This is a genomic window from Chryseobacterium flavum (assembly GCF_003385595.1).
GTDB classification, from domain to species: domain Bacteria; phylum Bacteroidota; class Bacteroidia; order Flavobacteriales; family Weeksellaceae; genus Chryseobacterium; species Chryseobacterium flavum.
In genome coordinates this window covers 36,570-49,498 of sequence record NZ_QNUE01000025.1, presented here as the reverse complement: position 1 = coordinate 49,498, position 12,929 = coordinate 36,570, and the positions used below count along the sequence as shown (strand labels likewise).

At 38.0% G+C, this 12,929-nt stretch carries 11 protein-coding genes and 1 riboswitch; of the genes, 4 read left to right on the top strand and 7 right to left on the bottom strand.

Going from position 1 to position 12,929, the window contains the following annotated elements:
- Positions 1-590: 590 nt before the first annotated feature.
- From DRF59_RS19450 to DRF59_RS19440, 3 genes are all read right to left on the bottom strand, one after another.
- On the bottom strand, positions 591-1,313 hold the full coding sequence (locus DRF59_RS19450) for a YwqG family protein (protein ID WP_115964069.1): 723 nt from the start codon (positions 1,311-1,313) through the stop codon (positions 591-593).
- Positions 1,314-1,345: 32 nt separating this feature from the next.
- Positions 1,346-1,900 carry a putative glycolipid-binding domain-containing protein gene (locus tag DRF59_RS19445; RefSeq protein ID WP_115964067.1) on the bottom strand — a complete coding sequence of 185 codons (555 nt, stop codon included), beginning with the start codon at positions 1,898-1,900 and terminating at the stop codon, positions 1,346-1,348.
- Between the two features lie 141 nt (positions 1,901-2,041).
- Positions 2,042-2,971, bottom strand: a complete 930-nt coding sequence (locus DRF59_RS19440) for an alpha/beta fold hydrolase (protein WP_115964065.1) — start codon at positions 2,969-2,971, stop codon at positions 2,042-2,044.
- Between the two features lie 170 nt (positions 2,972-3,141).
- On the opposite strand from DRF59_RS19440, the gene DRF59_RS19435 reads away from it, so the two are divergent.
- On the top strand, positions 3,142-4,485 hold the full coding sequence (locus DRF59_RS19435) for a M28 family metallopeptidase (protein ID WP_115964063.1): 1,344 nt from the start codon (positions 3,142-3,144) through the stop codon (positions 4,483-4,485).
- 41 nt (positions 4,486-4,526) lie between these two features.
- On the opposite strand, the gene DRF59_RS19430 is transcribed toward DRF59_RS19435, so the two are convergent.
- From DRF59_RS19430 to DRF59_RS19420, 3 genes are read right to left on the bottom strand one after another with little or no spacing between them, the layout of a single operon-like run.
- The gene (locus DRF59_RS19430) at positions 4,527-5,063 is read right to left on the bottom strand and encodes a GNAT family N-acetyltransferase (protein ID WP_115964061.1); all 537 of its coding nucleotides are present in this window, start codon (positions 5,061-5,063) and stop codon (positions 4,527-4,529) included.
- Between the two features lie 11 nt (positions 5,064-5,074).
- Positions 5,075-5,470, bottom strand: coding sequence for a VOC family protein (locus tag DRF59_RS19425; RefSeq protein WP_317126581.1), 396 nt, complete (start codon positions 5,468-5,470; stop codon positions 5,075-5,077).
- 16 nt (positions 5,471-5,486) lie between these two features.
- Positions 5,487-6,365, bottom strand: a complete 879-nt coding sequence (locus DRF59_RS19420; RefSeq protein WP_123873717.1) for a hypothetical protein — start codon at positions 6,363-6,365, stop codon at positions 5,487-5,489.
- 17 nt (positions 6,366-6,382) lie between these two features.
- Here DRF59_RS19420 and pafA point away from each other — a divergent pair, with 17 nt between their 5' ends.
- The 3 genes from pafA to DRF59_RS19405 all read left to right on the top strand — a co-directional run bounded on the left by pafA (position 6,383) and on the right by DRF59_RS19405 (position 11,353).
- Positions 6,383-8,029 (top strand): alkaline phosphatase PafA, encoded by a 1,647-nt coding sequence (gene pafA / locus DRF59_RS19415; RefSeq protein WP_115964056.1) that lies wholly within the window; start codon positions 6,383-6,385, stop codon positions 8,027-8,029.
- A gap of 195 nt (positions 8,030-8,224) precedes the next feature.
- Positions 8,225-8,401, top strand: a riboswitch (cobalamin riboswitch).
- Between the two features lie 35 nt (positions 8,402-8,436).
- Complete coding sequence (locus tag DRF59_RS19410) at positions 8,437-10,275, top strand: TonB-dependent receptor plug domain-containing protein (RefSeq protein ID WP_115964054.1); 1,839 nt, start codon at positions 8,437-8,439, stop codon at positions 10,273-10,275.
- A gap of 16 nt (positions 10,276-10,291) precedes the next feature.
- The gene (locus tag DRF59_RS19405; RefSeq protein WP_115964052.1) at positions 10,292-11,353 is read left to right on the top strand and encodes a DUF5074 domain-containing protein; all 1,062 of its coding nucleotides are present in this window, start codon (positions 10,292-10,294) and stop codon (positions 11,351-11,353) included.
- Between the two features lie 148 nt (positions 11,354-11,501).
- Here DRF59_RS19405 and DRF59_RS19400 read toward each other — a convergent pair whose 3' ends face one another.
- Positions 11,502-12,920 carry a CCA tRNA nucleotidyltransferase gene (locus DRF59_RS19400; protein WP_115964050.1) on the bottom strand — a complete coding sequence of 473 codons (1,419 nt, stop codon included), beginning with the start codon at positions 12,918-12,920 and terminating at the stop codon, positions 11,502-11,504.
- Positions 12,921-12,929 lie beyond the last annotated feature (9 nt).

Sequence of the window (12,929 nt, the reverse complement as noted above, 5' to 3'; positions counted from 1 at the left end):
GTCTTTCTGCCAGATCGTTTCCTGGGCAGACATACCCAGGGCTGTGCATAACGTCAATGCACCAAGATAAATTTTTTTCATAGGCATTTGAATTTTTTTGAAAAATAAAAATTTAAAAATGAAATAAATAGGTTTTCATGTGTATTTCATTTGTAATTTTACATACACATTTATATAATTCTTCCGCAAAAAATCATAATATTGTACAACCTGCATACAAATTGTACAAGTTTTACGGTTTCTGGAGTTTTGATGGGAGGATATCAAAGAGATGATCAATATCCGGATTCGAAATAAAAAGAGCAGAATGCTCCGTTGTAAAATTCTTCATATCAGTGTTTAATTTAGGCACAGTTATTATAATACCACAAAAATAAGCTTTTCAGTTCACTATTAAAAGACTTATATCATTTTATGTGTGCTGATTTTAATCATAAAATCATGTGGATCAGATATTTTTTGATTAACATAGTACAAAGATAATCCGCTAATACGCCAAAACCTGTCGTATTTTATCCTAATCTCAATCGGCAAAAAATAATTCAATAAAAAAAGCACGTAAAGTGCTTTAAATATATGGTAAATGAAAATCAATAAAAATCATAATACAGGCTCCATGACCCGTTATGCCTGTTTTTGGCAAACATTAAGCTGCCACTGTCTATTACATTCAGGTTAGCCTTTCCGTCAGAAGAGATCTGAAACACATATTCAAAGCCTTTTCCGAATCCATCCCCGATACCAATGCCAGGTTGGCAGAAAGAGGGATATCCTCCCAGCTTGGTACTGTAACAATGTTTGATGATATCATAATAACTATTGATGATACCTTCTCTTTCGAGCTGGAGAATCTGACGGTAAATATTAGCTTCAAGGTCTTCGAGGCCACCGCCATCCCATAACGGAGCATCTTCAGGTACCAATTGAGACCTCAGGGGAAATGGTTTCAGATACGAATTTTCATTTTTCAGATCTTTGATTACAATCTGTTCGGTATGGCTATATTCCCTGATCAGCCAGTGTCCACCCATTTTTTCAAGTGTATCCGGGAAATTATAAGAGATGAATACAGTGATAAGCTTTGTATCCCGAAGCAGTTCCGGGACAAAAGGCTGATTGGGAAGATAAAGCTGGAGCAGGGGCATCATTTGTTCTCCATCCTGATCCAGAGGAATCTCTTCACCTTCAGCATAGGCAAATACACGTCCTATCCAGGATTCTTCCAATGTATTCTGTGGTCTGAATCCCCCTGTTATAAATTCTGTAGCCGGTCTCTCTATTTTATTTTTGATCTCCTGAATTCTAAGTTCCATTTTTACAGTTTAGTTTAATATCTGGTCCGGGTTTAATTTATCTCTGAAATTTTTTCAAAAAGACCGGGATAATGAATGACCAATCCCATATCATCCATCAGGATACCGGCTTTAAAGTCTGTCTGTATATTTTCATAAAGATATTCATGGGATGCAGTTCGGGTGTATTGTTGGACGGCAGGTTTAACCTGGCGGTTCAAAACATCAATATAAATCACTTTGATCTCCCGGGAGTCATTCTGGTTCATTTTTAAATGATTGACCGGCAGGGTATTGGTAAAAGGGGTTAAAGAAATATCGATGAATTTAAAATCTTTAAAATCCGGATTGATATTGCCGTTGATTTTCCATTCACCCTGGATTTTTTCGCCTTTCAGTTCATTATATATTCCATTAACTTCGGATTCAATAATAAACTTCTGTATCAGCCAGTCCTGAGCAATGACAAGATGGTACTGTACGGAATAGATATGGTCTTTCGTACAGCCAATAATCTTTGATTCGGCAATATGGTTTTCATTTTCCTGCTTTATAGTAAAATACTCCAGGGACTGATAAAAAATTCCTTTCCAGATTAATGTATTCATTGTAGTTATTTTTAGTAGAGGTCTGCTTATGTTCAACAATAAACAGTATTGCAGAGGGTTTTCAATGCTGAACAACCGGGATTCACTGTAATGTGGATTATCCCGGACCAAATGTAAGGAAATCCCGGTAAAAATACCAGATTACTTATGTTCGTGAACAAACTTCCAGACTGTATTCAGGAATTCAGTGTTTCTTTCATAGTACAGCAAATGACCGCCATCTATTGAGCTGACCTTTTGTCTGGGAAAACGGAAGGCTTTATAATGATTGGTCCCCACTGCCTGGTCTTTCTTTCCGGTAATAACCAAAACAGGAACCTGAATATTTTGAGTAAGAAGAGTATAATTTTCGTAATATTCCGGAAATTCTTTCGGTTTGGATATCACAGCCATTCCGAAATCAATGATTCTTGGATGGAGAGAATCTATCTGATCCATTTTTCTGATGGTCTCAATATCATCTGTGAGAAATTTATATCCGATACGCTTTTTCCGCAATGAACTGCTGATCTTTGAAAGTTCTGCCTGCAGGCTGTCTTCAGGGATAGGCCTGTCAGGAGAGCCGAGAAGCTTATTGCCGTATTCGATCTGCTCTTTCACCGATTCATCATTAAGAAAATGGAGTGTAACATTTGCGAGGATGAGTCCTTTGGTATATTGCGGATATCTTTTGGCATAGTTAACAGCAATAATCCCTCCGAAAGAGTGGGCAAGTAAAAATATTTTGTCCAGCTTCAGATGTACTCTAAGCTCTTCAATATCCTGAATCATTTTGTCAAGATGATAATTTTCTGATGCCTCTGATTTTCCTGATCCGCGCTGGTCCATATAGATCATTTTCAGGTTTTTTTCCAGATTATTTCCACCCAGAAGCTCAAACGATGAATATCCCTGTCCCGGTCCACCCGGAATATAGAGGCAGGCTTCTCCTTTTCCGGAAACCTTGTATCTGATCTTCACATGGTCAGAGGTTTCAAAAAATGCTTCTGTGGGCGGCACAGAATGAATTTGCTGGGCTGGAAGAACAGTCAGGGATGCAAAAAAGAACAGAATAAACCGGATCGCTTTCATATTTTTATAACATCTGAAAGGAAGGTTTTATTACCTGCGGCCGTAAGAAATTAATATTTGCCCGAAGTTAATTAAAATAGCCGCTCAAAGATCTGAACTTTTTGTTTAATCCGGCTCATCATAATTCGTATATTATAAGTAAATTGCAGTACACTGATGTATTCCATACTATGAAAAAACTGCTTTTTACCCTGTGCTTTATTCCTGTTTTTATGAATGCACAACAGACTGTGCATCAGGATCCGGAAATTGTAAATTATGTTTCACAGGTGAATACAGATTCACTGAAGGGGCATATCAATAAACTTGTAGGATTCGGAACAAGGCATACCATGAGCTCTGTTACAGATACCAAAAGAGGAATTGGGGCCGCAAGAAACTGGGTGATGAAAAAGTTTAGGGAGTATGGGAAGAATACCAATGGGAGGATGGAGGTTTTTATACAAAATCAGACCATCCAGCCTGACGGGAAAAGGATCAATAAGCCTACTGACCTGGGAAATGTTGTTGCCATTCTTCACGGAACAGATCCTGCTGATAAAAGAATATTCATGATGAGCGGTCACCTGGATTCCAGGGTAAGTGATGTGATGAATGGCAGGGACGATGCACCGGGAGCTAACGATGACGGAAGCGGGGTAGCAGCACTGATAGAAGCGGCACGGATTCTGAGCCAATCTAAATTTCGGGCAAGTATTGTGTTCGTTGCTTTTTCAGGTGAGGAACAGGGGCTGCTGGGATCTAAAATGCTTGCCGGAAAAGCTGAAAATGAAAACTGGGAATTGGAAGCATTGTTAAATAATGACATGATTTCCAATAGTCTCAGCAGTGAAACGAATCTTACCAATACCCATCAGCTGAGGATTTTTTCTGAAGGGCTGCCTCAATATGAACTGGATAAAAAAGCACAGAATATCAGAAATTTAGGTCTGGAAAATGATGGCAGATCCAGACAGCTGGCAAGATACATCAAAGAAACAGGAGAGCGGTATATAGACAATTTTCAGATCAAACTGATTTATAGAAATGACAGGTTCCTGAGAGGAGGAGACCATACTCCGTTTGTTGAAAAAGGATTTCCGGCGGTAAGGCTGACGGAATTCAATGAAAATTTTAATCATCAGCACCAGGATATCAGAAAAGAAAACGGAATTCAGTACGGAGATCTTCCCGAATTTATGGATTTTGAATATTTTAAAAAGAACGTACAGGTAAATGTTTCAGTATTGTCAAACCTCGCAAAATCTCCGTCCGGACCGGAAAATGTAAAGATAGATGTAGACAGGCTGACTAATTTTACGGCACTTTCCTGGAAACAGCCAAAATCCGGTACTGTTTTCGGATATTACATCCTGATGCGCGAAACTGATGCTTCAATGTGGCAGAAAAAGTTTTTCACAAAAGAAACCTCCATACAGCTTCCGTACTCCAAAGATAATTATTTCTTTGCGGTACAGGCGGTAACAGCTTCCGGAAACGAAAGCCTGGCTGTTATTCCAGCAGTAGCCAGATAGCCGGTGTATGAATTTTGTGAAATAATATCAGACAGGATAGATTATTCCAGATCCAGCGTCATATATAGGGCAATTTCATCAGAATCAGCATACAGCCTCGTATTCAGCCCGGTAATATTGAATCCCATTCTTCTGTAAAACTGTATGGCGGGATAATTGGTATTCTGGGTTTCAAGTTCAATAACCCGGCAACCTGATCTTCTGGCTTCTTTAATAGCGCTTTTTATCAGCTGTATACCAATTCCCTGCCTTCTGTAATCTTCCCGGATCAGTATATTTTCAATATAAAAACTGTTGTTCCATTCTCTGCGTTCCCCAATGATCCAACCTGTAAGCTGACCATTGTGATAGGCCCCGAAAGAATTCCCTTTCTCAATACAGTCATTAAGTGTTTCAAGTTCATCATCATTTGTCTCCCATTGCTTGGAATAGGACATGTTTTTTTCTTTCAGGATAAATTCAAAAGAACCTGAATATTCGATGGAGGAAACAGAATATATCCTGTCGGTTATATAACCGTTATATCCCCAATCTGCTGCCGGATTGCTGTTTAGTCTTTCAAGTTTTTTTATTTCCATCGGTCTGCTGTTTATTGAACTTCTGTACAGATTTCTATAAGATAGTTATCGGGATCTTTAATATATGCTGTTTTCTGTCCCCAGGGTTTTATGGCAATGTCTTCATACAGTACGGCTCCGTTTCTGATCGATTTTTCAACCAGTAATTCAACATTATCGGTGATGAATCCCAATTCGATTCCAAAAGGTTTGTTTCCGGCTCCGGAGGCAATAAAACCTTCTTTCAGATTGGTATTTGCCAGGCTGACAGAAGCAAAAGAAATGGTAGTTTCTCCGGTAATAAGCTCTCCGTAATCATGTTCCGGCGTAATGAACCTGATTTCAGTATCGAAGGTATTTTTATAAAAGTTCATTGATTTTTCAACATCTTCCACATACAGAATGACATATTTGAATCTGATCATCATCTTATTGGATTTGGGATTATTTATTTCTATTTAATATATAGCTCTCGTCTGCCATCAGTTCTACATGCGGCCCGTTCAGCGGATAGTATTTCATTCCTCCGAAATGACCGAAGTGAAAGGGGTATTTCTGAGCAAGATGCCTTATTTTACTTCCGAAAGAATTGATGTGGACCAACTGAATGTCATCTTTATACTGCCGGCCGTTGGTGAAAAAAAGCATCAGATTGCACTGGTCTTTAAAATCGTAATCCTGATAGTAAAATATACTGATGTTTTCTTCCCTGCATATTAAAGTGATATCATTTATGAAATTTCTCTTGTGAAGAATTGGGAGGTTACAGTCAATCCTGATAGAAAGGTGCTCCGCATTGTTAAGCATGAAATCTGAGCCGGTGAGCTGTATAAACCGGTGTTCCGTATTTTCAGGCTTTTTCCTTTCGGCGTTATAGATCTTTTGGGACAGGATTTCGAAAGACATCCGTTCCTCAAGGAGTATAGCATTTTCTTCAATGAGCAGGTCTTCTATTTCAGCAGCCAGCTGAAAATAATAATCAAAAAGATAATAATCTCCGATTGTAATGATCAGTTGGTTTTCATTAATGCTGAGATATAGATAGGTATGGGGAAACTGCGCCTTGATCTTTTCAAGTTTATTCAGGAAAGAGTCAATAGTATTTACCTGGACTTTAGCTTTCAGTTCTGCCAGGTTATCGGAGTGGCCGCCATATCCCTGAAAGAATCTGAAAAATTTGAAGTGATACAAGTTTTCAGGAAACTTAAAATACCAGTAAACTCCTAAAATCATAGCCGGATGAATAAATAAAATTGAATACTGATCAAAATTAAATAAAATTTCACACTCCAAAACTTTCAAAACCCTTAAATTTGTGCTCAATAAAAAATTTTACTTGGATGCTTAGGAAAATTTCAATTGCGGCAGCTGCTTTCTTGTCCGTAGTTACAATCAATGCGCAGAAGAACAAAAATACTCAACTTGAAAGACCGAAATTAGTCGTAGGTCTGGTGGTAGACCAGATGCGTTGGGATTATTTATACCGTTATTACAGTAAATTCGGGAATGACGGTTTCAAAAGATTACTGAACACAGGATATTCCTTAAATAATGTTCATATCAATTATGTCCCTACAGTTACAGCATTAGGCCATACGTCCATTTATACAGGATCTGTACCTGCAATTCACGGAATTGCCGGAAATGACTGGACTGATAAGGAGACAGGTAAAGGGGTATACTGTACTGCGGATGAAAATGTACAGCCGGTAGGAACAACCAATGTAAAAACAGGAAGCCATTCCCCGAAAAATCTCTGGTCTACCACGGTAACCGATGAGCTGAGACTGGCAACAAATTTTCAGGGAAAAGTAATTGGAGTATCATTAAAAGACCGTGCTTCTATATTACCTGCGGGCCACACCCCGAATGGTGCATTCTGGTTTGATGACAGTACCGGGAATTTTATTACCAGTACATGGTATATGAATGATCTTCCACAATGGATTAAATCCTTCAATGCCCAGAATTTACCTGAAAAACTGGTAGCTAACGGCTGGAATACCTTACTTCCGATCAACCAGTATACAGAAAGTTCTCCTGATAATTCTTCATGGGAAGGATTACTGGGAAGTGCTAAAACCCCTACATTTCCATATAATAACCTGGCTAAAGATTACCAGCTTAAAAAAGATAATATCAGATATACTCCGTTTGGTAATACCCTGACCCTGAAACTTGCTGAAGCTTCTGTGGAAGGAGAGCAGCTGGGAGGAGATTCTGTTACAGACTTTTTAGCAGTTAATCTGGCTTCTACAGATTATGCCGGACATAAATACGGACCGAACTCTATTGAGGTTGAAGATGTGTATATCAGGCTGGACCAGGATTTAGCACAGTTTTTCAATTATCTTGATTCAAAAGTAGGAAAAGGGCAGTATACTGTTTTCCTTTCTGCGGATCACGGCGGAGCCCACTCTGTAGGGTTTCTTAAAGAGCATAAACTTCCGACAGGTTTCTTTGGGGAAGGAATGGAAAAAGATCTTAATCAGAAGCTGAAAGATAAGTTTGGAGCTGATCAGTTAATCAATGCTATTGATAACTACCAGATTTACTTTGACAGAAAAGCACTGGCAGATTCTAAGCTAGAGCTGGATGATGTGAAAGAATTTACAGTAAAGGAACTTGAAAAGGATCCTACTGTTTTATATGCTGTTCCGGTGGATAAGGTTCAGGAAGCAAGTATTCCGGAGCCTATTAAACAAAGAATCATCAATGGAATTAACAGACAGAGAAGTGGAGATATCCAGCTGATCTCCCATGACTCTATGCTTCCTCCATATTCCAAGACAGGAACTACCCACAGCGTTTGGAATTCGTATGATTCGCACATTCCATTAATTTTCATGGGATGGGGAGTTCAGCATGGAGAGAGTAATAAGCCGTATAATATGACAGATATTGCTCCTACAGTCTCTTCTTTATTAAAAATCCAGTTCCCGAGCGGAAATATTGGAAATCCGATTACAGAGGTAATAGGGAAATAATTATAATAACATATGATTAATATATGGCTGCTTTTAAACAGAAAGCAGCTTTTTTATTTTGCAAAATAAACCGGCCGGCATCAAGTTCAGCAGTTATAAAGCAAAAATTCTGTAGGATCTTTAAGCTGATAATTATTCTTTTAAAGCATTAATTTGATGTATAATTCCACTTTTTGCCCAATACATTTAAAAAGCTATCTTTGCAAAAATTTTGGTTTCCAATCTATTGGAATGAAAAGGGAATCGGGTGTAACTCCCGGACTGTCCCCGCAACTGTAAATCGCAATTAAAGTTTCTGTAAAAAACCACTGTGAATAACGGGAAGGTACAGAAAGTGAAAGTCAGGAGACCTGCCAGAATGCTGTAACTTAAAAAATATATTGCTTTCGGAGGAAAAGTAAAATAGTATGGATATAAAAAGATCTTTAGTACTGTTATTGTCATCTTATGGCTGTTTTCTTTTTGCACAAGAGAAGACCGTAGATACTGTTTATGTATTTGACAGTCAGATGAGCAAAGTGAAACTCTTTCATCATATAGCTTCCATTACCAACGAAGATGCAGAAAAAAATTCTTCCAATCTTTCCGAACTGCTGAGGTTCCAGTCTCCGGTTTATATCAAAGAAAATGGCCGTGGGGCCGTTTCATCGCCTTCTTTTAGAGGAACTACAGCACAGCAGACTGCCTTTGTATGGAATGGCATTAATATTAATTCCAGTTTCCTCGGGCAGGGAGATATCAACAATATTGCTTTGTTCGGATATGATCAGATCGGAATAAAATCAGGAGGCGGAAGTGTAATCTATGGAAGCGGGGCAATAGGAGGAAGTATTCATCTGGATAATAGCCTTACTTTTAATAAAGGGTTCCATACGTCTTTATTCTCTGAATATGCATCTTTTGATACCTATAATAACGTTGTCAAAGGGTCTTACAGTAATGAGCGGTTAAGCTTTAAAGTATCCGGCAGTCATTCTATAAGCCGGAATGATTATAAAGTAGAGGAAAAGGGTAAAGACTACACCAATGACAATGGACAATATTACAATACCAATATCAATATAGCAGCAGCTTATAAAATAGCCTCCCGGCATCAGATTTCGTGGATTTCGGAATTTTTTAACGGTAAACAGCATTATCCCGTTCATTTCGGAAATATGGAAGAACAGACCAAATACCATACTCAGAATATCAGGAGTCTGATTTCCTGGGATTGGAATGAAAGAAAGTTCAGTAACTCTTTTAAGACCGCATATACAGAAGAAAACTTTCAGTATTTTGGTAATATCAACGGGCCGGAGACCAGCGGGGCAGCGGGAAAGAACTATATCCTGAAAAATGATTTCAATTATTTTATCAGTCCGGAATGGAATATCAATGTTATTGGCGAATTTCAGGTAAATAAAGGGTTAGGAGAAGGGACTTCAAGAATAGGTGATATCAGCAGAAATGCGGGATCTGTGGCAGGGTTACTCCGTTATTTCCCAACCAAAGATTTACGTTTTGAAGCCGGAATTAAAAAAGATTTTGTAGAAAAGATCAGCTCACCTGTTTTATTTTCATTTTCAGGAAAATGGAATGTGGTGAAATGGTACGATGTGGGATTAAATGTTTCGCGAAATTTCAGGGCTCCCTCATTTAATGATTTATACTGGTCCCCGGGAGGAAATATGGATTTAAAACCCGAAACCTCTTATCAGTTTGAATTGAGAAATCAGTTTAAGCTCGGGAATTTTAAACTTATGATTGCCCCTTTTTATATGAATATCCGTGATATGATCCGATGGCTGCCTGCCAACAGTGGGTTTTATGCTGCATTCAACACAAATAGGGTGGAGTCGTACGGATTGGAATCACAATTGGAATTTGAAAAAAAAGTGGGAAAGCATACTTTGAGAACCCATTTCGGATATTCTTATACAAAATCTACGGATCTTGATATTCAGAAACAATTGATGTATGTCCCTTTCCATAAATTTACAGGAATGGTTGACTATCAGTATGACTTTGTTAAAGTATATGTACAGGGAATGTTTAACGGACTTACCTATACCGATTCCAATGAAAAAAGAAAGGATGCCCTTGATCCGTACTTTGTAATGAATGCCGGTGTGAATGCAACATTTTTTAAACATTATACAGTAGGCTTCAAAGTCAATAATATTTTGAATGAAACCTATTATACAATGTTGTCCTATCCGTTGCCTGAACGAAATTACAGTGTACATTTAAATATCAGTTTTTAAAATAAATTAATTAGATATGAATATCAGAAAAATTTTACCTTTTGCATTTGCTACCATGTTAGCATTTAATGTTTCATGTAGCAATGATAGTGACAGCAACACTGAAGTGCCGGTTACCTATCAGTCAGGTGTCCTTATTTCCAATGAGGGCGGATTTACTACAACGACTGCTGAAGTTTCGTTCGTAAGCAATAGTTTTAGCAGTCTATATAATAAAATTTATGAATCCAGCAATAATGAGCCTCTCGGGAAAGTGCTTCAGAGTATAGGCCTGAATGGTGACCGTGCTTACCTGGTTTCAAACGTTCCGAATAAAATTGATATCGTAAACCGATATACTTTCAAAAAACAGGCTACAGTAACTGCTAATCTTGATGGTGCAAGATATATTGCTTTTTCAGGAAATCAATATTATGTAACCAACAATAACTTTACGACAAATAAAAGGAAACTTAATGTTTATAATATATCAGATAACTCTTTTGTAAAGAGCATTGATTTCACAAATGCAGCGGAAAAAGTAGTAGAAGCTGAAGGAAGAATTGTGGTTCAGACTGACGGAGTAGGGTATGACTCCAACTGGAACCCGATTGCTACAGGATACACTGTGAGTGTTGTAAATCCTTCTACCAATGCAGTGAGCCAGACGATCACTCTTCCGAGCAACGGAATTATTAAAGATCTTATTTCCTACAAAGGAACAGCATACGTACTTGCTTCAAGTGATACCAGCTCCTATATTTATAAACTGAATACAATAAACGGAACATACACTACCACGACTCTTACAACTATTCCAAAAGCTCAGAAACTAAGAGCAGACAATAACAGGTTCTATTTCATTACAGATACCAATCAGATCTATGGAATGCCTATTGCTTCCAGCATTGTTCCGCCAGCTCCGGTTGTAACAGCTCCAGGGAATGTATATGGCTTTGATGTTATTGACGGTAAGATCTTTACTTCTGATGCAAGTTTTACAGAAGATAGTAAAGTGAATGTTTACAATGCCAGTAATGGTATCCTGCTGATAAATTTCAAAACAGGTATCGGAACCAATGGTTTCTATAAAAACTAAAACACTACGTTTCGGCGTAACCTATAATTTTTTATTTTTTTTCATCATTTGTGTTTTTTTCCGGCCGGTTCTTTTATAAGAGCCGGCCGGCTTTGTTAAAATAAAAAACCGGCTGAAGGAATCCAGCCGGTTTTTATTATTATGTAAATTATATTTTTAATCCCAGTTTTTCAGCTTCAGCAATGACAAATTTTGTTGCTTCATCTTTCTTATTGGGTATTTCTCCTTCAAGAATGGCTTCTTTTACTTTTTCTTTTAAAATACCGATTTCACGGCCAGGCTTAAGCCGGAACATCTCCATAATCTCCTCACCCGTAATAGGAGGTTGAAAATTTCTTACCTGATCCTTCTCCTCAACTTCTTTGATCTTGACAGCCACATATTCAAAATTCTTTTTAAACTTTTCCTGTTTTTTAGAATTCTTGGTTGTAATATCCGCTTTACAAAGGATAAAAAGATCTTCAAGATCTTTACCGGCATCAAACAGCAGTCTCCTTAATGCAGAATCAGAGGCATCATCCGTGATCAGAGCAATGGGCCTTGAAGAAAGTTTAACCATTTTCTGAACATATTTCATGTCACTTCCCAAAGGTAGTTTGAGTCTCTGAAAAAGTGTTTTTACCATTTTTGAACCTAAAAATTCATGGCCATGGAAAGTCCATCCTGTACCTTCCACAAATTTTTTAGTCGGGGCTTTTCCTATGTCGTGCAATAACGCAGCCCATCGCAACCAAAGATTGTCTGTATTGGCAGATATATTGTCTACCACTTCCAGCGTATGGTAAAAATTATCTTTATGGGTTTGACCTTCCACTTCCTCTACTCCTTTCAACTCTATCAGTTCCGGAATAATAATTTTTAAAAGACCGGTCTGTTCCATTAATTTTAATCCTACAGAAGGTTGGTCAGACAACATGATTTTATTAAATTCTACCATGATCCTTTCCATAGAAACGATCTTAATTCTTTCAGCTTCCTGTTTGATGGCCTGTAAAGAATTTTCTTCAACCATAAAATTCAGGGTAGAGGCAAACCGTACAGCCCTCATCATTCTTAACGGATCATCCGAATACGTTTGAGCAGGCTCCAACGGGGTTCTCAGAATTTCTTTTTCCAGATCTTCTATTCCTTTAAACGGATCAATTAATTCTCCGAAGTTATCTTTATTTAAAGAGATCGCCATTGCATTGATCGTAAAGTCCCTTCTTTTCTGGTCATCTTCCAGAGTTCCTCCTTCAACTTCCGGCTTCCGGCTGTTTTCTGTATAGCTTTCTTTTCTGGCTCCCACAAATTCAAGTTCAAGGTCTTTATACCTGATCATTGCCGTACCATATGTTTTGAAAACAGAAACCTTCAGCTTAGGATCAATATCCCGGGCCACATTCTGTGCCAGCTCAATGCCGCTCTGTTCAGTCACAAAGTCTATGTCTGTAGAAGCCTGTCTTTTCATTAAGAGGTCCCGGACATAACCTCCTACTATGTATACAGATTGGTTATTCTTTTCTGCAGCTTCAGAAATTATTTTGAAAAGTTTTAAATTTTTATTTTGGTTGAGATTAATTTTCATCGTTAGTCA